This is a genomic window from Solirubrum puertoriconensis, from assembly GCF_001483135.1.
In the GTDB taxonomy this organism is placed as follows: Bacteria; Bacteroidota; Bacteroidia; order Cytophagales; family Hymenobacteraceae; genus Solirubrum; species Solirubrum puertoriconensis.
The window spans coordinates 55,366-75,309 of sequence record NZ_LNAL01000007.1 but is presented as its reverse complement, the minus strand read 5'-3'; the positions used below and the strand labels follow the sequence as shown (position 1 = coordinate 75,309).

Below are 19,944 nucleotides of genomic sequence, written 5' to 3'. Positions count from 1 at the left end.
GCCTTACCCAAGACTAGGCCGTTCTATTGGCGACACCTGACACGGCAAAACTGCTTTCAAAACCGGCTTCGCGTGTAACTTGCGGCCCGCCGCAGCTCCTGCAGCTGCGGCGGGCCGTTTGGTTTGCCGCTTACGGCCTTTTCTCAGTTGACCACAACCCCTTCCCACCGACTCATATGCTCCGCACCGACTGGACGCTCGACGAAGTAAAAGCCATTTATTACCAACCCGTGCTCGAGCTGGTGGCCCAAGCCAGCGAGGTACACCGCCAGCACCAAACTACCGGCGAAGTGCAGGTGTGCACCCTGCTGAGCGTTAAAACCGGTGGCTGCCCCGAAGACTGCGCCTACTGCCCACAGGCTGCCCGCTACCACACCGGCGTACAAGCGCACAAACTGCTGCCCGACGCCGAAGTACTAGCGGCTGCCCAGCGCGCCAAAGAATCGGGCTCGACGCGCTTTTGCATGGGTGCCGCCTGGCGCGAAGTGCGCGACAACCGCGACTTCGACCGCGTGCTGAACATGGTGTCGCAGGTAAACGACCTAGGCCTGGAGGTGTGCGCCACCCTGGGCATGGTAAACGACTACCAGGCTGAGAAACTCAAGCAGGCTGGCCTGTACGCCTACAACCACAACCTCGATACGAGCGAAGAAAATTACTCCAATATCATCACCACCCGCACCTACGACGACCGCCTGAACACGCTCGAAAACGTGCGCAAGGCTGGCCTGTCGGTTTGCTCGGGTGGCATCATCGGCCTCGGCGAAACCGACGAGGACCGCGTGAAAATGCTGCACACCCTGGCCACGCTGCCGGCCCACCCAGAGTCGGTGCCGGTGAACGCGCTGGTACCCGTACAGGGCACCCCGCTGGCCGAGCAACCCCGCGTGAGCGTGTGGGAAATGCTGCGCATGATTGGCACGGCCCGGATTCTGATGCCCAACACGATGGTACGCCTGTCGGCGGGCCGCCAGGAGATGCCCGTAACGGAGCAAGCCCTGTGCTTCCTGGCCGGTGCCAACTCCATTTTCTCGGGCGAGAAGCTGCTGACCACTCCCAACCCCGATTTCGACGCTGACAAAGAGATGTTCGCACTCCTAGGTCTGAAGCCGCGTCAGTCGTTCAAGAACCACGTACCCGAAGGCGCTACCGTGCTGGCTAAAGCCGCCACGGTAGAGGCCTAATCCTTAGCACTCGAGCTTAGAATTAGAGGCTAAAACTAGTTCCCCTCCTCAGATGAGGAGGGGTTAGGGGTGGTTGAAAGGCTAGAGCTAAAAGTACCTAGGTCTAATTTTCTCGTCTGTCATGCTGAGCTCCGCCGAAGCATGACGTTCAAGGAGAAGTCAATCACCCCTAGCCCCTCTTCATCTGAGGAGGGGAACTAGTCTTAACTCAGCCTTAGCCTCTAGTTTTTAGCTCTAGCATTCGATTCGCGTATTCATGGCCTCTCCTCTCCTTTCGCGGCTTGCGCAGCAGCTGCAACAGCGCGAGGCCGAAGGCACGCGCCGCCGCCTAACCTTGCCCGCGCAAGGCTTGGTTGATTTTGCTTCCAACGACTACTTGGGGCTGGCCCGTTCGCCGCAACTTGCGGCGGCTGTGCGGCAAGCTGCGGCCCAGGCTACCAACATCGGCAGCACGGGTGCCCGTTTGCTCACAGGTAATTCAACCGAAGCCGAAGCCTTGGAAACGCGCATTGCCGCCTTCCACGGTACCGAGGCGGCCTTGCTCTTCAACTCAGGGTACACCGCCAACCTGGGGTTCTTCTCGGCGGTGCCGCGCCGCGGCGACGTGATTCTGTACGACGAGGCCTCGCACGCCTCGGTTAAGGAAGGTATCCGCAGCTCCTTTGCTACGGCCTACAACTTCCGGCACAACGACTTAGGTGATCTGCGCCGCCGCTTAAGCCAGCAACCAAGTACCGGCGTAGTGTTTGTGGCGGTAGAGGCCGTGTACTCGATGGGCGGTGATGCTGCTCCGCTGACCGAACTGGCCGCTGTTTGCTCCGAATCCGATGCGCAATTGGTAGTTGATGAAGCCCACAGCGTGGGCGTGCACGGCCCCAACGGCGAAGGACTGGTAACTGAGTTGGGGCTGGATGATAAGGTGCTGGCGCGGGTAGTTACGTTCGGCAAAGCCCTGGGTAGCCAGGGTGCCGCCGTAGTTGGCTCGGCCGTATTGCACGACTACCTCCTGAACTTCAGTCGGCCTTTCATCTACACCACCTCGCTGCCGCCCCTCACGCTGGCTGGCTTGGCTGCCGCCTACGAGCTACTGCCGCACCTAGGCGCCGAGCGCCAGCAGCTGTTTGCGCTATCGGCCTACTTGCGGCAACGCTTAGCCAATGTGCCTGGCGTGCAAATGCCCGCCGAAAGCCAGATTATTCACCCCATCAGGCTACCCGATGCTACGCCGGCGCAGGTGCGCGCCCTTGCCCTAGCCCTGCAGCAAGCTGGCTTTGATGTGCGGGCTATTGTGCCGCCTACGGTGCCTGCGGGCCAACAATGCCTGCGCGCCATTGTTCATGCCTACAATACCACTGCCGAAATAGATGCATTCGCCGACGCCCTCCGCGCCGCTCTCGCCGCTGCCTAGCTCTACCCCTCCTCAGCGTTTGTTTGTTACCGGTATCGGAACCGATGTGGGCAAAACCGTTGCCGCCGCCGTGCTGGTGCAAGCCCTAGGTGCCGACTACTGGAAACCCGTACAAGCCGGCGGCCTCGACTTCACCGATTCCGACACCGTGCGTAGCCTCGTGAGCAATTCGGCATCGCACTTCCACCCCGAGCGGCACCGCCTGCAGATGCCGGCCTCGCCGCACCGCGCTGCTGCCGCCGAGGGTATTACCATTCAGCTCAATGATTTTCGGCTACCCGCCACCAACAACCACTTGGTAGTAGAAGGCGCCGGCGGCCTGCTGGTGCCCCTGGCCCCCGGCCTACTCGTAGCCGATCTGGTAAAGCACCTAGGGCTCGGAGTGGTGGTGGTAAGCCGCCACTACTTAGGCAGCATTAACCACACACTGCTTACGCTTGAGGTGCTGCGCCAACGTGGTATTCCGTTGCGCGGCCTTGTTTTCAACGGCGACAGCCAACTCGATGCGCCTTCTGAAGAGGCCATTTTGCACCACACGCCTGCGCCGGTACTCTTCCGCCTGCAGCAAGAAGTGCAGCTCAACGCCGCTACCGTGGCGCGCTACGCCGAACAAGTGCAGCTGTAGCGCGGACTTTGCAGTCCGCGTCCACGGATAGTATTCCCAATCCTTTAGCTGATTAGAAGTAACTATCTGCGGACACGGACTGCAAAGTCCGCGCTACAGGGAACGGCCTCGTTCTGGCAAACGCGGGCTCAAGCCCGCGCTCCAGTCGCGCTACATCGGCGGTTTGTGCGCCATCTTTGCGGTTCCATTACCTACTGCTTCCATGTCCCTAGCCCAACGCGACGCCGCTGTTCTCTGGCATCCGTACACCCAAATGCAAACCGCGCCGCTGCCCATTGCGGTGGTGCGCGGCGAAGGTGCGTGGCTGATTGCCGAAGACGGCACGCGTTACCTCGATGCGGTTGCCTCGTGGTGGGTGAACCTGCACGGCCACGCGCACCCGCACATTACCAAGCGCGTAAGCGAGCAGCTGGCTACCCTGGAGCACGTTATGTTCGCCGGCTTCACGCACCCGGCGGCGGTGGAGCTAGCCGAAGGCTTGCTGCAGATTTTGCCCAGCACACAGAACCGCGTTTTCTACTCCGATAACGGCGCTACGTCGGTTGAAGTGGCCATCAAAATGGCCTTGCAGTACTTCCACAACCTAGGCCAGCCGGAGCGCCGCACCATCATTGCCTTCCGCGACTCCTACCACGGCGACACCTTCGGCGCCATGAGCGTAAGTGCGCGTTCGGCCTTCACGGCGCCGTTTGCCCCGCTGCTGTTCAACGTGGAGTTTATCGACGTGCCGGTGCGCGGCCGCGAAGCCGAGGTAATTGCTCAAATGGCTTCCCTGGCCCAGCGCGACGACGTGGCCGCGTTCATCTTCGAGCCCTTGGTGCTCGGCACGGCCGGCATGGTGATGTACGAGCCCGAAGCTCTAGATGCGCTGCTGAGCATTTGCCGCCGCCACGACATCTTCATCATTGCCGATGAAGTAATGACCGGCTTCGGCCGCACCGGCCGGCTGTTCGCCTCCGACCACCTGCGCGAGCAACCCGACATCATGTGCCTGTCGAAAGGCCTCACGGGCGGCACCATGGCCCTAGGTGTGACTAGCTGCTCGGCCGCTATTTACGAGGCTTTCCTGAGCAGCGACCGGACCAAGACTTTCTTCCACGGGCACTCCTACACGGCCAACCCGGTAGCCTGCACCGCCGGCCTGGCCAGCCTCGATCTGCTGCTGGCGCCCGAGTCGTTTGCCGACCGCGAGCGGATTGCCGCTGCCCACGCGCAGTTTGCGAAGGAGTTGCACGGCTTGCCCGGCATTCGGGAAGTACGGCAGCTCGGCACCATTCTGGCCGTGGAGTACGCCCCCGACGAAGCCACTTCGTACTTCAGCCGCCTGCGCGACGAGTTCTACGCCTTGGCTGTTTCGCGCGGCGTGCTGCTGCGTCCGCTCGGCAACATCGTGTACGTGCTACCGCCCTACTGCATCAGCAACGACGAGTTGCGCCTGGTGTACGACACCTTGCTAGCCATGCGCGAGCTGGTGTTGCGCGCCGCTACCGAAACCACGCCGGCTTCGATTCCTGAGTTTCCGCATGACTGATTTCGCCCGGACTGCCATTGTAATTCGTGGCCGCGGCAGCGTTTCGGCCCTAGGTACAGCGGCGGTTGCGCCCGTCTCGGCAGCCTCCCCATTTACTGCTCGTTCCCTAGGTGCGCAGCAAGCACCCGTTGGCAGCATACCCGCGGCCGAGGAAGAGCTACTCCAGGCCTTGCGTCGGCAGCAACCCGCTTTCCGCCAACTCGACCGTACCGTGTTGCTTGGGTTGCTGGCCGCCCGCACTGCCCGCATGCAAGCCGGCTGGCATTCAGAAGATGAATTATCAGGCAATCCATCTTCCGATATGCAAGCCGCTCTACTCACGGTAAGCATTGGCTCATCGCGCGGGGCTACGGGTCGGTTCGAGGAGTTTCACAACAGCTACTTAACCGAGGGTAGTGTACCCGCTGCGGCCTCGCCCCTCACCACATTGGGCAACGTTGCCAGCTGGGTTGCTTTTGATGCCGGCAGCCAAGGCGCAGCACTCAGCCATTCCAGCACTTGCAGCAGCGCATTTCAGGCACTCGGCAATGCGGTGGCGTGGCTCCGCGCCGGCATGGCGCAGCGCTTTTTGGCTGGTGGCACCGAGGCTCCGCTCACCAACTTCACACTGGCTCAAATGCAAGCCCTAGGTATCTACTCGCCCTTTGGGGCCGAGCAGTGGCCTTGCCAGCCGGGTGCCGGTGCCCCAAACACCTTTGTGCTAGGCGAAGGCGCTGCTGTTTTTGCTTTGGAACGCCTCGGCCCCGAAGCCCTGCAAGCCGAACGCAAACAACGTAACGCCCCGCTGCTTGTGCTCGAAGGCGTAGGCTTTGGTTTCGAAGCCATACCCAGCAAAACCGGCCTCTCGCCCGATGGGCAGCACTTTCAGCGAGCCATGCGCGAGGCGCTGCAGCAAGCCAACTGCCAGCCCCACGAAGTAGATGCCTTGGTGCTGCACAGCCCCGGCACCACTGCCGGCGACGCTGCCGAACGGCGGGCCGTACATGCCATATTTAGCGGGCAGCTACCGGCGTGTACCTCCAACAAGTGGCTCGTGGGCCATACCCTAGGTGCCTCCGCTGCGCTCAGCCTGAACTACGCCTGCGAGCTGCTGTTGGGCGCGGCTCCAGCTGCCTTGCCCTTTGCAACGTGGATCAACGAACACCCCGTACAGAAGCCCTTGCGCCGTATCATGGTGAATGCGGCCGGCTTTGGCGGCAACGCGGCCAGTACCATCGTTGCGCTGGCCGATTAGCACCTAAGAGCTACTGCCCGTAGTGCGCCAATATGCGCCGCAGCTCATCGGCTTGGCCCGGCAGGTTGTGCATGCGCTGATCCTGGCTATCAGCAATTTGGTAAAGGCTCCGGTATGCCCCTGCCTGTACCGGCACAAAGCGCTCCGCATGTTTGGCCTCAGCCCAAGCAGCCCGCACTTGTGCCAGCGCATTTAGGTTGGTTTCGTGCAGGGCAAGCAGCGCCTCTTGCAACCGGCGGAGCTGTATGCTACCCAACGACGGCCGCGCCACCACGGGGCCCAGCGGAATGTCCTCGGAAGCCCACAGCAAGCGCAGCTCCTGGGCGGCTCCTTGTTGCTGCAGACGCAGATACTCACCTAGGCCGCAGGCGCCTAGGTCGGCGCGGCCTTGTAGCACATCTTGCAGCACGGCCGCATGGTTGCCGCTGTAGCTAATGGCCGCGAAACTGCTCTCGGGCTCCCCGATACCTAAGGCACTTAGCTGCAGGCGCTGCACCACGTGACCCGAGGTAGAATGCTCGCCAGCGAATGCCAAGCGCAGCTTGCCTGCGTTGCTCGTCAGATCGGCCAACGAGCTTACACCGCTGCGCTGATGGGCTACCAGGCACGCTTGGTAATTGCCGCTGCCACCCGTGGGTTGTTGCAGCATAGCCAAAGGTACCACGGCTGCCTTCGCTTCGGCATCGAGCAGCAAATAACCTAGGGTATTCAGCAGGGCCACATCAACTTGCCCGGCCCGCACGGCTTGCAATAGCGCAGGTACGGTTGGATAGCTTTTTACCTGGGCTTTTCGCCCCAGTTTTTGGGCTAGCTCCTCGGCTAAGGGACTGATGTTGGCTACTCGGTCGTTGCCGCCATAGGCGTAGGTAGCCACCACCAAGGGCGCGGCCGCGGGTGCTTTGTAAGGTTGGGCAAAGGCAGGTGCTGCCAGCAGCAACACCACGGCAAACAGGGCGAGCAAGGTCTTCATAGCTAAGTCGTTTTCTCTCCGACAAAGCTAGTTTGAGTGCCAGGCCAGCGGGTAGCGGCTGCGGGCCAAAGAATGTCCCCAGCGGCTCAGGCCACCGCCTGCCCCGGCGTGTGCTGAAACCGCTCTTTGTAGGCCTGCACAAAGTGCGAGGTGCTGGCAAAGCCCACTTCGTCGCCCACCTGCCCCACGCTGAGCGAGGTGGTGCGCAACAAAAACCTGGCCTGCTCGAGCCGGCGTGCCTTTAGCCACTGCGCCGGCGGTTGCCCAAAGGTGCTGCTGAAGTCGCGCTTAAACGACGACAGGCTGCGGCCCGACAAAAACGCAAATTCCGCCAAGCTGAACGGCCGCTGAAAGTTCTGCTCCATCAGCAGGCGCAAATCGTAGCTGGCTGCGTGGTTGATGCGCAGCAGAAACTCCCGAAACCGCGCGCCATCGGGTGCCAGCACAAAGTGCAGCAGCAACTCCTGAAACTTTAGCTGCAGCAACGGCTGCGGCGCTGCGGCCGGCTGCTCGAAGTAGGGCTGCACCGAGCGCACGTAGCCCTCCAGCACTGGGCCAATGGCAAAGGGTAGCGCTGCGGGCGGGTTATGATCATCGGGTGCGGCATCGGCGGCGAAGTGGCCGGCGTACTGACCGATAAACTGTCGCACCGGCTCTTCGTGCAAGAAAAACAGCACGCTCTCGTAAGGCTGCTCATCGGCGCACAACGACGACATCAGGTACAAGCCCTTCCGGATAAAAGCGCCTTCGCCGGCCTTTACCACCAGATCGGGTTGGCCTGGCGTGCGCACAATTTTCTGACCGCCTACTACCAGCAACAGCAGGTTTTCGCTGAGGTGCACCTGGTTGTTGCGCGAGTCTTCGTTGCGCCGGTACGAGGCCAGCGTGCTCGCGTTCAGCTCGATGGTGCGGTAGGTATCGGCCTGTTCCCGGAAGTAGTGCGGTAACTGAATAACCATGCAGCAAGATAACCCGTGTTGGTTGCCGTTTGGCCTGCTGAGCTGCATAGTTTCCGCGTTTGCGGCCTCTATGTGGTTGCGCTGCGTGCACTTTAATGGGTGCATAGCAGCCGAAATTGCGGGTAGCAACGTAAGTTAGGCTCCCAATTTCCCCTACGCCCCGCCATGAAATTTTCGCTGCTCGCGTCTGCTGCTTTCCTCTTCCCGCTAGCCCTTTTCGCCCAAGCCCCCACCACTCCGCCCACCGACGCCGAAATCCAGAAAATGGTAGCCGAAATTTCGGCCGACCGCCTCAAGGACGACGTGTATAAAATGGTGTCGTTTGGCACGCGCCACACCCTCTCCGATACCAAGAGCAAGAAGCGTGGCATTGGCGCGGCACGGCGTTGGGTCGAAGACGAGTTTTGGAAGTACAGCAAGGCCAGCGGCGGCCGCCTGAAGGTGGAGCAAGACACCTTTACGGTGAAGCCCGACGGCCGGCGTGTGGACGTGAAAACCGTGATGGCCAACGTAATGGCTACCCTGCCCGGTACCGATCCCAACGACAACCGCGTGTTCATCGTGAGCGGCCACCTCGATTCGCGCGTGACCGACGTAATGAACCGCACGGCCGACGCCCCCGGCGCCAACGACGATGCCTCGGGCGTAGCCGTAGTAATGGAAATGGCCCGCGTGATGAGCACCCGCAAATTCCCGTGCACGCTCATTTTTGTGGCCGTGCAGGGCGAAGAGCAAAGCCTGATCGGCTCGGGCTACCTGGCCCGCAAGGCCAAGGCCAACAACTGGAACATAGTGGGCATGCTCAACAACGACATTGTGGGCAACTCGCACGGCCACGACCCCGACTTGCACCAACCCAACCTAGTACGCGTGTTTAGCGAAGGCGTGCCCGCCAACGAAACCCCCGAGCAGGCCCAATTGCGCCGCCAGCTTTCCTCCGAAAACGACTCGCCCTCGCGCCAGTTGGCCCGCTATGCCAAGCAAGCCGGCGAGCAGTACGTAGCCGGCCACACCGTAGCACTGGAGTACCGCCCCGACCGCTTCCTGCGCGGCGGCGACCACACGCCCTTCAACCAGCAAGGCTACGCCGCGGTGCGCTTCTCCGAGATGAACGAGGACTTTACGCACCAACACCAGGACCTGCGCACCGAAAACGGCCGCCAGTACGGTGATTTGCCCGAGTTTGTGGATTACGAGTACCTGCGCAAGAACACCGGCGTAAACCTGGCCACCATGGCTAGCCTGGCTCTGGCGCCCGCCGCGCCGCAAAACGTAGGCGTGCTCACGGCCAACCTCACCAACCGTACCGAGCTGAAGTGGGACGCTCCCACTACCGGCCGCAAGCCCGCTGGTTACGTGGTGCTGATGCGCGAAACTTCGTCGCCGGTATGGCAGCAGCGCTTCCCCGTGCAAGGCACCACCGCCGACTTGCCCCATAGCAAGGATAACTTCATCTTCGGCGTGGCATCGGTGGATGAGCAAGGCCACGAAAGCTTGCCGGTAATACCGAAGCCGGTGCGGTAATTAATTGACTCAATTTATTTGATGTGATAATACAATAAAACAATGTTAATTTTTGCTACAAGAAAATACCTAAAAACACCCTTCAAGAACGAAGCAGAACTTGAGCAAGTTGTAATAAATAATTACGAATACTTGTTTGGGCCTGATTCATTCTACTTGCCTAAGACTAAAATTAGAACCGCTGATGGTTTAGGAACCATACCAGATGTATTTGCTATCGATATAGGTCAGCGCAAATGGTACATCGTTGAGGCTGAACTAGGTCATCATGATGTATGGAATCATATTGCCAAACAAGTATCTAAGCAGATAGTGGCTTCTCAACAAACGTCAACTAAACGCATCCTTGAAGATGCAGCAGTAAAGTTATATAGCGATGTAAATTCTCAAACCAAAGAAAAGTTTGACAACCTAAACATCAACTCAGTTGATGTAAGAAAAATAGTTAGCGAGATATTAAATCAAGATCCTGTCATAGGCATTCCAATAGACTTTATCCCCAATGATCTAAGTGATTGGGCCAGGCAGCAAAAACTAAAATTAAAACTTTGGACACTTAGCAAGTTTGTAGAATTAGGAGATCCAAACAATATTATTTACGAATTTCCCGAGGAATTTAAACCTACAATAGATATAGAGGAAGAAGAAAAATATAAAACATTATCGGGTAGTTTATCTAAAAACAATATTGAGATATTTGATCTAATAGCTGCTGGCTACATACAACCATTTGATAAGTTATTTATGACGTACAAGCCTAAGAACGGAAGTCAGAATAAGTATGAAGCTGTGATACAAGATGACGGCTCACTTGCAGTCTTAGGTCAAGTATTTACAAGTCCAAGCTATGCTGCCTTAGCTGGGATAAAGAACGCTGGAAGCAATAGACAGACAGTAAATGGATGGACAGCTTGGAAAACCATTAATGGTGAACTCATTGCAGATCTTCGAGATAAACTTCTGAGCACACATCTTAAGGCTATCTAGAGCTTAGCCCAGCACCACATAAAAGGGTGAATTGCTCGTGCGTAGTGCAGCGGGGCAATGGCTTTGCTGGTCAGTGCACAACAGCTAACCCTTATCTGCAACATGCCTAGCCTGACCTACTACCTAACTGCCTCCGTCATCAAGCTCAAAGGCTTGAAGAAAACCTTTGCCGGCTCCCCCATCGACTACGCTAAGCTGCGCCGCGATGATGTGCACGTGCCCACGTCGCGCCATACGCTGGGGCAAGAGTTCCGGACGGTAAAGGCCGGGCTAGCCACGCTGACGGAAATATTGCCCGCCACCGTCAGCCAGCCGGACGTGGCTGTACTGTACTGCCCCGGCGGCGCCTTTGTCTACGGCCCCACCGAAATTAACTGGCACAGCATTGCCCGGCTTGCGCAGCAAACCCAGCTGACGGCTTACTTGGTAGACTATCCCAAAGCGCCGGAAAACCAGATCGGCGCGCTCAACCGCAGCCTTGACGACGCCTACGCCCACCTGCTCACGCGCTACGCCGCCCGCAACATTATTCTCATCGGTGATTCGGTGGGCGGCACGCTGCTAACGCTGCTGGTCCAACGGCTGCTGCAGCGAGCTGTGGCCGAACTGCCCAATAGCCTCATTCTGGTGTCGCCGGTGGCCGATGCAAGCATGACCAACCCGGCAATACTGTCGCTGGATCAGCAGGATATCATGCTTGCTACGGCGGGCGTGTTGTCGGCCAAGCGCATGTGTGCCGGCCCGTTGTCGTTGCGCAGCTCTGATATTTCGCCGCTTTACGGCTCGTTCGAGGGCTTCGTGCCTACTTACTTATTCATTGCCGAGCGCGACATCACGCGCCCCGACGAAGAGTTGCTGGCTCAAAAACTGATGACCGCAGAGGTACCGCTACGGGTGGTACGTGGCGCAGGTATGCCGCACATCTGGCCCTTGCTGCCCGTAATGCGTGAGGCCCGGCAGGCTCTGGATGAAATCGGGAAGATTATCAGAGAGCGAGCAAGTGCCACCAAGTTATCGGCGGTAGCCTTGGGGTAACTGCCGATGGGTAGTCGGTGTTGCAAAAACAGGTTGGTGGCACAGTCGATAAAACAGGCATCTTGCAAATAAACTGCGCAACTTAAACTGCCGCAGCTGCCTTACCTTGCGCCCTATGACCCGTGCTGCCTTTGCCTTTGCCTTTGCCGCCGCGCTGCTTGCCTCCGGGCCCGCGCTGGCTCAAACCCTCCACTCCCCTACCAATAAGCTCGCGCTCAACTTTCGGCTAAGCCCCGAGGGCGAGCCGCTGTACCAGCTCAGCTTCGGGCAGAAGCAGGTGCTGAAACCCAGCCGCCTAGGTGTGTTGCTGCAAGGCCAGCCAGGGTTCGACAAAGGGCTAACTGTAATCAAAGTTGATTCGGCGCAGGTTGATGAAACCTGGGCGCCGGTGTGGGGCGAGGTGAAGCAAATCCGCAACCGCTACAAAGAGTTGCTGGTAACGCTGCAGCAACCGGGCACTGAAAAGCGGCAGATGCAGGTGCGTTTCCGGTTGTTCGACGACGGCCTAGGTTTTCGCTACGAGTGGCCGCAGCAGCCCAACCTACAGTACTTTGTGGTGCAGCAAGAGCGTACCGAGTTCAACTTGCCCGCCAACCATAAAGCCTTCTGGATACCCGGCGACTACGACTCGAACGAGTACGCTTACCAAACCACCCGCCTGAGCGAGGTAAACACCTTGCCCATTACGCCCATTCAGCTGAAGGCAGCGCCAACCACGGTGCAAACGCCCTTAATGCTGAAATCGGACGACGGGTTGTACGTGAACATCCACGAAGCAGCCTTGGTGAACTACCCTGCCATGATGCTGAACGTGGACACCAAGAACTACGCCCTAGGTGCGCAGCTGGTGCCCTCGGCTACCGGGGCCGCGGCTTACCTGCAAGCGCCCGAGCACACGCCCTGGCGCACGGTGGTGGTAAGCGACAAAGCCACCGAGGTACTGGCCTCGAAGCTTATTCTGAACCTGAACGAGCCCACCAAGCTGCAGGATGTAAGCTGGATAAAGCCGCAGAAGTTTGTGGGTGTGTGGTGGGAAATGCACGTCAACAAAGCCTCCTGGAACTATTCCGACACGGGCAACCTAAAGCTGGCCTCCACCGATTGGAACGCGCTTAAGCCCAACGGACGCCACGGTGCCAACACCGCCAACGTGAAGCGCTACATCGATTTTGCAGCCAAGCACGGCATTGAGGGCGTGCTGGTAGAAGGCTGGAACGTGGGCTGGGAAGACTGGCACGGCAACTGGAAGGAGGAGGTGTTCGACTTTGTGACGCCCTATCCCGATTTCGACGTGCAGGAGCTGCAGCGCTACGCCACGGGCAAGGGCGTGAAGCTGATTATGCACCACGAAACCTCGGGCTCGGTTACCAATTACGAGCGCCGCCAAGACGAAGCCCTGCGCTTTATGAAAGACCACGGCTACGACGCCGTGAAAACCGGTTACGTGGGCCGCATTATTCCGCGCGGGGAGCACCACGATGGCCAGTGGATGGTGAACCACTACAACCGCACCGCCGAGCACATGGCCAAGCGCCAGATTATGGTGGATATGCACGAATCGGTGCGGCCGACGGGCCAGCACCGCACCTACCCCAACTGGCTGGCCAGCGAGGCCGCACGCGGCAACGAGTTCAACGCCTGGAGCGAAGGCAACCCGCCCGAGCACGAAACCATTCTGCCCTTCACGCGCCTGATGGGCGGCCCCATGGATTACACGCCGGGCGTCTTCCAGATAAAGTTGGAAAGCTGGAACCCCGAGCGCAACAAAGGCCGGCAAGTGCACACTACCCTTGCCAAGCAGCTGGCCCTGTACGTTACCATGTACTCGCCGCTGCAAATGGCCGCCGACCTGCCCGAAGCCTACGAGCAGCGCCTCGATGCCTTTCAGTTCATCAAGGACGTAGCTGTGGATTGGGACGACACCCGCGTGCTGCTGGCCGAACCCGGCGACTACCTCACCATCGCGCGCAAAGCCAAAGGCAAAGACGAGTGGTACCTAGGTGCCATTACCGACGAGCAGGCCCGCAACCAGCAAGTGAAGCTCGACTTCCTCTCGCCCAACACCACCTACGAGGCCACCATCTACGCCGACGGTAAAGGCGCCGATTGGGAGAAAAACCCCATGGTGTACCAGATCCGGAATGTGCGGGTAACCAGCAAATCGAATTTAAAGCTGCAGTTGGCTGCCGGTGGTGGTACAGCCATCAGCTTTAAGCCCGCGCGGCGCTAGGTCGGTTTTCCGCAAAAGCCGCAGAGGGCTTACGTAGAAGGCGCTGATATCAGCGTCCTCCGCGTAAGCCCTCTGCGGCTTCTGGGGGCTAAAAATGCCGCTTACTTTTTGCCTTTCACCTCCTTAAGCAGCTGCTCGTTCAGGCGGGTGTATTCGTCGCGGCTGTGCTCGTTTTTCTCTTGCTTCACCAAGGCCAGCGACTGGCGGGCGGCTTCGGCGGCTTCGGAGTTGCGGTTGGCCTTTTGCAGCATTTTGCCCTTCCAGTAATAGGCATAATAGCTGGGCTGCTGCTTAATGGATTCGTCGAGCCAGGTAATGGCTTGGTTTAGGTCTTTGCCGGTACTGTAGTAGTACTGCGCGGCGGCGAAGTACGGCTTCTTGTCCGTCTTCATGGCGTCCTGAATTTGCGCCATGATGCGGGCGTCGGCATCGGCCTCAATGGGCACACTCACGCGCACTTTGTCCCAACGCAGGGTGAGGTCGGCGGCGGCGGGCTGCAGGTTTTCCAGCATAATGGAAAACGACTCGGCGGCGGTGTTAGAGGTGCGCGGCTTGGCCTTCACGCGCGCTAAATCGAGTTCGGGCCGGTAGTCGTAGGCACCCCACTGCGAGGTGTCTTTGTTCAGGATGATGGTCCACTCCTTGGGGTCGGGAATGGTGAACAAGGCGTAGGTACCGGCCGGCACCACTTGGCCACCAAACTTTACTTCCTCGCCAAACTTGATGCGGGTAGACGAGTTGGCCCCCGTGCGCCACACCTGGCCGTAGGGCTCGAGCTTACCGAAGATGTCGCGGCCGCGCTTGGAGGGGCGGCCGTACGCCAGCTCGATGTAGGACGTGGAGAAATCCTGCCGCATGCGCACGGTAGGGCTCATCACGGGCAGCCGCAGTTGTTGGGCTTGCAGCGGCAGCGCGGCTACGCTACACAAGCCTCCAGCCAAAACCAGAGTGGGAAGTAGTTTCATGCAGGTCGGGTGTGGAACTCAGTCGAACTTACAAGCAAACATCGTCCCAGTACAGGCCGAAAATTAGCAAGAAGCCCAACAAACGTTCGGTAAGGTAGCCGAATGCCGCCGAAATACACACGCCACAGAGCTCCGGGGCCTACAACGCTGCTCCGGTGTGGGTATTGCGCGTGCCCGACTTAGGACCACAAGGCCCAAACATGGCAGCCGCTTTGGTGCCTTTTGGCACCAAAGCGGCTACACAGAAATAGAACAATTGAATAGTAGCTAAGCCTAGATGCGCGGCGCTTAGTGGCTCTGGTACAGGATGTGGCTACCCTGCACCCACACGCCCGGTAGCGTATCGATGTAGATGCCCCGCCAATCGTTGGCGGCGGGCGCGTTGGCAGTGCCGTTGCCGTTCGAGTCGCCCCCTAGGGCGTCGTCCTTCACGGAGGTAAAGCGTACGCCGGACCCGTTGTGGTTGAGCAGTTGGCTGGTGCCGGTGCGCAGCGTCATTTGCAGGCCGGGGTTAAACTTCAGCACCACGTTGTTGCCAAGGGCCAGCGTGTTGGCAGGTGCCAGGTCGATGTTGCTCAGGTTCACAAATGCCACCTCTGTTTCGCCCCAGCTCACGTTGGGCTTCAGCAGGTTCGCGTTCCAGTCGACGTAGATGCCCTGGTACTGGTTTTTCTCGGCTGCGTTGGCGGGGTTGCTGAAGGTGTTGGAGTCGTCGAGGTCGATGTTGGAGGTAATCGACAAGGGGCGCACGTTGTCGAAGAAGGTGTTGCTGCGGATAACGGTACCGCCCGCCGAGGCGTGGGCATCGAGCACGGCGCGGGTAGCCGTGCTCACATCGTCGCCGTTGTGGGCAAATACGCTGTTGCGCACTTCTGCCACGGCGCCGGTTAGGTTGAGTACCGTGCCACCGCTGCCGCCGTAGTAAAAGCGGGAATTATCGAGCACCGAGCCGGTGGTGGTGTTCAGCACCAAGCCGCGCCAGCTTTTGCGGGCCGGGGCGGTGGCATTGCCGTTGGCGTTGGTGTCGCCGCCCGTGGCATCGTCGTGGATGGACGTGAACACGACGGGCTGCGCCGCGGTACCATTGGCTAGTATGCGGCCCGAGCTGGCCGTGAGCACCAGGTTGCCTAGGTCGTCGAACTTCACCATTACGCCGGGCTCCAGGGTCATGGGCGCATCAAGCGTGAGGCCGCCCACCACGAAGGGCACTTCGGTTTCGCCCCAAGTCAACGCCACCGAGGTGCTGGTGGCGTCCTCTACCCAAATGCCGTTGTAGTCGTTTTTCTCGGCCGCGTTGGCGGGGTTGCTGAAGGTATTGGAGTTGTTGAGGCTATACAGATTGGTGATGCGCAGCGGCATTTCGTTCAGGTAAAACGTATTGCCTTCGATTACCGTGTTGGTAGGCGCACGGCTGGCACTGAGGGCTCCTTTAAAGTTGGGAGCACCACCGCCGTTGCGCACAAACCGGCAGTTGCGCACCGTGGCCGAGGCACCAAACAGATCGAGCGTTGTGTTGGGCGCCCCCGCCCCACCGTACATAAACCGGCAGTGCTCGAAGCGCGAACCGCTTTGGCCCGCTAGAGCAATGCTGCCCCAATTGCGCTTGGCCGGCGTGGTAGCGGTGCCGTCGTTGTTGGTGTCGCCGCCGTTGGCGTCGTCGAGAACCGAGGTAAACACCACAGGGTTATCGGCAGTACCCACCGCCTCAATGCGCCCACCCGCCGTTAACGACAAGCCTGCGTTGGCCTGAAACTTCACGATGGCTCCAGCCTCGATGGTGAGCGTGCTGCCCAGCGTGACGTTGGGCCCTACCACATACACTTTGCAGCTCTGCCAAGTAGTAGGCGTGTTTATGGCGTTGGTAACCGACACCACGGTGTAGCTGCAGGTATTATTGCCGCCGGGAGTGGGCTTGTTGGGCTCCGGCTCGTTGTTCTTGTTGCAGCCGATCAGTGCGGCGAGGCCAAAGCTGCCAAGCAGCGCCGTGCGCAGCGCCGAGTTGCTAAGCGTTTTCATAGGTAGGGAGGTTGGGGTGCGTGGCTGACCCTAGGTCAGATTGGTGCCCCAAACCTACTTGCAAGCTCCGCAGGCCACAATCACATATTCTGGTGATGATACAATTACAAACCTGTTGCTCTGATGCTTACTTTTCAGCACTCAACGACAATTCGGGTTACTGAGTCCTAGGCGCCGAGTTTTAGCGCCCCGCCTAGCACCTAGGGCACCGCAGTACATCCTTGTGCCTGGCCCTGTGTAACACATATATTTTTTCGGGGTGCTGGTTGTTGCGGCTTTATGTCCGTACTTCGCGGCCGCAAACTCAGCTAATCCCAGCTTATCGGGGCATCGGCAGAGTTACATTTGCATCAGCATGTTCAGCACCGCTTTCATTTTCGCTTCGCAAACCGCTTCGGCCGGCCTGGTTACCCTGGCTGCGGCTGACGTGTGTGCTATGGGCAAAAAGGGTAAGTGCGCTAAACGGGTGAAACGTACCCGTAGCTGACCGTCGCCCTGCCACTTGTTTAATCTTACTTCAAAGTAGTTAGCGCCGGTCCTCCAACCGGCGCTTTTTTCTTGCGTTTCACCTAGCAACCACCCTGCAAGTGGTTGAGTCCTTGTCACTCCACTTTCTCTACTCTCATGAAAGTTCTCAAGTTCGGCGGCACGTCCGTCGGGTCGGCCGAGCGGATGCGTGCCGTGGCCGAGCTTATTAAGGCCCAGGAGCCCCGCATCGTGGTGCTCTCGGCCATGTCGGGCACCACCAATGCGCTGGTAGCCATTGCCAAGCTGCTGTTCGAAGGCGAAATCACGGCGGCTACCTCGCAAACCGAGATTTTGCGCCAGCACTACCACATGGTAGCCAAGGAGCTGCTGCCCGATGCGGCCGTGGCCCAGGAGGCCACCAAGCTGCTCGACGAGTCGTTCAAAACCATCTTCAACCTCACCCGCACGCCGCTGTCGGCCTCGGGCGAAAAGGTGATTCTGGCCCAAGGCGAGCTGCTAAGCACGCAGCTGTTTCATTTGTACCTCACGCGCGTGTTGGGCGAGCAAGCGGCCTTGCTGCCGGCGCTGGAGTTCATGCGCCTCGACCACGACGACGAACCCGATGCGGCCTACATCCGCGAGCATCTGGCTTCGCAGTTGGCGGCAAACCTAGGGCACCACCTGTTCATCACGCAAGGCTACATCTGCCGCAGTGCCGAGGGCTATATCGATAACCTGAAGCGCGGCGGCTCCGATTACTCAGCTTCGCTGATTGGGGCGGCCGCCAATGCCGAGGAAATCCAGATTTGGACCGACATCGACGGCCTGCACAACAACGACCCGCGCGTGGTAGAGGGCACCTACCCCATCCGCGAGTTGTCGTTTGATGAAGCGGCCGAGCTGGCCTATTTTGGAGCTAAAATTCTGCACCCCAGCTCGGTGCTGCCCGCACGCGAGCACGGTATTCCGGTGCGCCTGCTGAACACCATGCAGCCCGAAGCGCCTGGTACGCTCATTTCGTCGAAAACCGGTTCGGAGGCAATTAAGGCAGTAGCCGCTAAAGACGGCCTCACGGCCATTCGCATCAAAAGCAGCCGCATGCTGCTGGCTTTCGGTTTCTTGCGCAGCATTTTCGATGTATTCGAGCGTTACCGCACGCCCATCGATATGGTAACTACCTCGGAGGTGGCCGTGTCCCTCACCATCGATGACTCGAGCAACCTGCCTGCTATTCTGGAAGAGCTGCGCCGCTTTGGCACCGTCGAAATCGATACCGACCTCACCATCATTTGCTTGGTGGGCAACCTGGTGCAGGAGCAACACGGCGCGGCCGGGCAAGTGTTCGATACCTTGCGCGATGTGCCGTTGCGCATGATTAGCTACGGCGGCTCGCCCAACAACATCAGCATCCTCATCAACACCACCGACAAGGCCCGCGCCCTGCATGCCCTCAACGATGGCCTGTTTCGGCGCGAGCAAGCCTTGGCTAACGCTCCTATCCAAGGGAACTAAGCCCGGCTGCTTTCGGGTCTTAGCTTTCTGATTTACACTTCGCTTTCAACCACTTACCCTACCGCGGCCTGGCCGCCTGGCCGCTTTCCTACCCAGGGGCGGCCAAGGGTAAGCCCACGTATACCATGTCTCTTCAACTTCCGTCGGACTTAGCCACCCGGCCCACACCCTTTTACCTCTACGACCTAGGCCTGCTGCGCCAGACCTTGCAGGCCGCCCAGCGCGCCGCCGAGTCGCGCAACATTCAGGTGCATTACGCGCTCAAAGCCAACACCAACGACCCCGTGCTGCAGTTGATGCGGGAGCATGGTTTTGGAGCCGACTGCGTAAGCGGCAACGAAGTGCAGCGCGCCCTCGAGGCCGGCTTCGCGCCCGACCACGTGGTGTTTGCCGGCGTAGGCAAATCGGATGCGGAAATCAACCGTGCGCTGGCTGCCGATATCTGGTGCTTCAACGTGGAGTCGGGCCCCGAGCTGGAGGTGCTCAGCGAGCTAGCCGGCGCCCTAGGTAAAAAAGCCCGCGTGGCGCTGCGCCTCAATCCCAACGTGGATGCTCGCACGCACCACTATATTACCACGGGCCTGAAAGCCAACAAGTTCGGCATTGGCATGGCCGAGTTGCCGGGCGTGGTAGATATGCTGGCAACGCTGCCACACGTGGAACTGGTGGGTTTGCACGTGCACATCGGTTCGCAGATTACCGACATATCGGTATTTGAAACCTTGTGCCACCGCGTAAACGAGCTGCAGCAGTGGTTTGAGCACCGTGGCATTGTGCTGCCCCACCTCAACGTAGGCGGCGGCCTAGGTGTGAACTACGAGCAGCCCGACGAGCAGCTGATTCCGGACTTCGAGGCCTACTTCAGCACCATCGACCAGTACCTGCGCCGCCGCCCCGAGCAGCAGGTGCACGTAGAGCTTGGCCGCGCCCTGGTGGCCCAGTGTGGCACGCTGGTAAGCCGCGTGCTCTACGTGAAGGAAAGCCAGCAGACGCGCTTCGCAATTCTCGATGCGGGCATGACGGAGCTGATCCGCCCGGCCTTGTACCAGAGCTACCACCGCATCGAGAACCTGACCAGCAAAGGCGAGGAGCAGCTTTACGACGTGGTTGGCCCCATCTGCGAATCGTCGGACTCGTTTGGGCGGCGCATTGCCCTGCCCGAAACCCGCCGCGGCGACGTGGTAGTGCTGCGCACGGCCGGCGCCTACGGCGAGGTAATGGCCTCGAACTACAACCTGCGCGACAAAGCCCCGGCGGTGTACGTGTAGTACTCGCCCTACCAAAACCACCGCGGCC

General features: G+C 59.5%; 15 protein-coding genes. 11 read left to right on the top strand and 4 right to left on the bottom strand.

The genetic code is table 11. The annotated features are described in order from the left end of the window. The first annotated feature begins 176 nt into the window (after positions 1-176). The 5 genes from bioB to ASU33_RS10650 all read left to right on the top strand — a co-directional run bounded on the left by bioB (position 177) and on the right by ASU33_RS10650 (position 5,982). On the top strand, positions 177-1,184 hold the full coding sequence (gene bioB / locus ASU33_RS10670) for a biotin synthase BioB (RefSeq protein WP_059070846.1): 1,008 nt from the start codon (positions 177-179) through the stop codon (positions 1,182-1,184). A 256-nt stretch (positions 1,185-1,440) separates the two neighbouring features. After that, positions 1,441-2,592: an aminotransferase class I/II-fold pyridoxal phosphate-dependent enzyme gene (locus ASU33_RS10665; RefSeq protein ID WP_059070845.1), complete on the top strand. Its 1,152-nt coding sequence runs from the start codon at positions 1,441-1,443 to the stop codon at positions 2,590-2,592. A 19-nt stretch (positions 2,593-2,611) separates the two neighbouring features. Then, the gene (bioD, locus tag ASU33_RS10660) at positions 2,612-3,217 is read left to right on the top strand and encodes a dethiobiotin synthase (protein WP_286130485.1); all 606 of its coding nucleotides are present in this window, start codon (positions 2,612-2,614) and stop codon (positions 3,215-3,217) included. A gap of 202 nt (positions 3,218-3,419) precedes the next feature. Next, complete coding sequence (bioA, locus tag ASU33_RS10655) at positions 3,420-4,748, top strand: adenosylmethionine--8-amino-7-oxononanoate transaminase (protein ID WP_059070843.1); 1,329 nt, start codon at positions 3,420-3,422, stop codon at positions 4,746-4,748. Then, positions 4,741-5,982 (top strand): beta-ketoacyl synthase N-terminal-like domain-containing protein, encoded by a 1,242-nt coding sequence (locus tag ASU33_RS10650; protein ID WP_059070842.1) that lies wholly within the window; start codon positions 4,741-4,743, stop codon positions 5,980-5,982. The genes bioA and ASU33_RS10650 overlap by 8 nt, the downstream gene beginning before the upstream one ends. Positions 5,983-5,992: 10 nt before the next feature. On the opposite strand, the gene ASU33_RS10645 is transcribed toward ASU33_RS10650, so the two are convergent. Both ASU33_RS10645 and ASU33_RS10640 read right to left on the bottom strand, forming a co-directional pair. Further along, positions 5,993-6,952, bottom strand: coding sequence for a phosphate/phosphite/phosphonate ABC transporter substrate-binding protein (locus ASU33_RS10645; RefSeq protein ID WP_059070841.1), 960 nt, complete (start codon positions 6,950-6,952; stop codon positions 5,993-5,995). An 86-nt stretch (positions 6,953-7,038) separates the two neighbouring features. Further along, the gene (locus ASU33_RS10640; RefSeq protein WP_059070840.1) at positions 7,039-7,911 is read right to left on the bottom strand and encodes a helix-turn-helix domain-containing protein; all 873 of its coding nucleotides are present in this window, start codon (positions 7,909-7,911) and stop codon (positions 7,039-7,041) included. A 165-nt stretch (positions 7,912-8,076) separates the two neighbouring features. On the opposite strand from ASU33_RS10640, the gene ASU33_RS10635 reads away from it, so the two are divergent. From ASU33_RS10635 to ASU33_RS10620, 4 genes are all read left to right on the top strand, one after another. Continuing rightward, on the top strand, positions 8,077-9,435 hold the full coding sequence (locus ASU33_RS10635) for a M28 family peptidase (protein ID WP_059070839.1): 1,359 nt from the start codon (positions 8,077-8,079) through the stop codon (positions 9,433-9,435). Positions 9,436-9,477: 42 nt separating this feature from the next. Beyond that, positions 9,478-10,422 carry a restriction system modified-DNA reader domain-containing protein gene (locus tag ASU33_RS10630; protein ID WP_059070838.1) on the top strand — a complete coding sequence of 315 codons (945 nt, stop codon included), beginning with the start codon at positions 9,478-9,480 and terminating at the stop codon, positions 10,420-10,422. Positions 10,423-10,524: 102 nt separating this feature from the next. Next, complete coding sequence (locus ASU33_RS10625; protein ID WP_078063130.1) at positions 10,525-11,457, top strand: alpha/beta hydrolase; 933 nt, start codon at positions 10,525-10,527, stop codon at positions 11,455-11,457. A 115-nt stretch (positions 11,458-11,572) separates the two neighbouring features. After that, complete coding sequence (locus ASU33_RS10620; protein ID WP_059070836.1) at positions 11,573-13,687, top strand: glycoside hydrolase family 97 protein; 2,115 nt, start codon at positions 11,573-11,575, stop codon at positions 13,685-13,687. Between the two features lie 101 nt (positions 13,688-13,788). On the opposite strand, the gene ASU33_RS10615 is transcribed toward ASU33_RS10620, so the two are convergent. Next, positions 13,789-14,652: a DUF2911 domain-containing protein gene (locus tag ASU33_RS10615; RefSeq protein ID WP_059070835.1), complete on the bottom strand. Its 864-nt coding sequence runs from the start codon at positions 14,650-14,652 to the stop codon at positions 13,789-13,791. Between the two features lie 288 nt (positions 14,653-14,940). Continuing rightward, entirely contained in the window at positions 14,941-16,668 is a 1,728-nt protein-coding gene (locus tag ASU33_RS10610) for a beta-helix domain-containing protein (RefSeq protein ID WP_059070834.1), read from the bottom strand. A 624-nt stretch (positions 16,669-17,292) separates the two neighbouring features. Here ASU33_RS10610 and ASU33_RS10605 point away from each other — a divergent pair. Continuing rightward, the gene (locus tag ASU33_RS10605; protein ID WP_059070833.1) at positions 17,293-18,648 is read left to right on the top strand and encodes an aspartate kinase; all 1,356 of its coding nucleotides are present in this window, start codon (positions 17,293-17,295) and stop codon (positions 18,646-18,648) included. Positions 18,649-18,773: 125 nt separating this feature from the next. Then, the gene (gene lysA, locus ASU33_RS10600; RefSeq protein WP_059070832.1) at positions 18,774-19,916 is read left to right on the top strand and encodes a diaminopimelate decarboxylase; all 1,143 of its coding nucleotides are present in this window, start codon (positions 18,774-18,776) and stop codon (positions 19,914-19,916) included. Positions 19,917-19,944 lie beyond the last annotated feature (28 nt).

What these genes read in the sequence shown, in the direction of transcription:
- bioB (WP_059070846.1), top strand. Translation starts at nt 177, where the DNA reads ATGCTCCGCACCGACTGGACGCTCGACGAAGTAAAAGCCATTTATTAC.
- ASU33_RS10665 (WP_059070845.1), top strand. Translation starts at nt 1,441, where the DNA reads ATGGCCTCTCCTCTCCTTTCGCGGCTTGCGCAGCAGCTGCAACAGCGC.
- bioA (WP_059070843.1), top strand. Translation starts at nt 3,420, where the DNA reads ATGTCCCTAGCCCAACGCGACGCCGCTGTTCTCTGGCATCCGTACACC.
- ASU33_RS10650 (WP_059070842.1), top strand. Translation starts at nt 4,741, where the DNA reads ATGACTGATTTCGCCCGGACTGCCATTGTAATTCGTGGCCGCGGCAGC.
- ASU33_RS10645 (WP_059070841.1), bottom strand. Translation starts at nt 6,952, where the DNA reads ATGAAGACCTTGCTCGCCCTGTTTGCCGTGGTGTTGCTGCTGGCAGCA.
- ASU33_RS10640 (WP_059070840.1), bottom strand. Translation starts at nt 7,911, where the DNA reads ATGGTTATTCAGTTACCGCACTACTTCCGGGAACAGGCCGATACCTAC.
- ASU33_RS10635 (WP_059070839.1), top strand. Translation starts at nt 8,077, where the DNA reads ATGAAATTTTCGCTGCTCGCGTCTGCTGCTTTCCTCTTCCCGCTAGCC.
- ASU33_RS10630 (WP_059070838.1), top strand. Translation starts at nt 9,478, where the DNA reads ATGTTAATTTTTGCTACAAGAAAATACCTAAAAACACCCTTCAAGAAC.
- ASU33_RS10625 (WP_078063130.1), top strand. Translation starts at nt 10,525, where the DNA reads ATGCCTAGCCTGACCTACTACCTAACTGCCTCCGTCATCAAGCTCAAA.
- ASU33_RS10620 (WP_059070836.1), top strand. Translation starts at nt 11,573, where the DNA reads ATGACCCGTGCTGCCTTTGCCTTTGCCTTTGCCGCCGCGCTGCTTGCC.
- ASU33_RS10615 (WP_059070835.1), bottom strand. Translation starts at nt 14,652, where the DNA reads ATGAAACTACTTCCCACTCTGGTTTTGGCTGGAGGCTTGTGTAGCGTA.
- ASU33_RS10610 (WP_059070834.1), bottom strand. Translation starts at nt 16,668, where the DNA reads ATGAAAACGCTTAGCAACTCGGCGCTGCGCACGGCGCTGCTTGGCAGC.
- ASU33_RS10605 (WP_059070833.1), top strand. Translation starts at nt 17,293, where the DNA reads ATGAAAGTTCTCAAGTTCGGCGGCACGTCCGTCGGGTCGGCCGAGCGG.
- lysA (WP_059070832.1), top strand. Translation starts at nt 18,774, where the DNA reads ATGTCTCTTCAACTTCCGTCGGACTTAGCCACCCGGCCCACACCCTTT.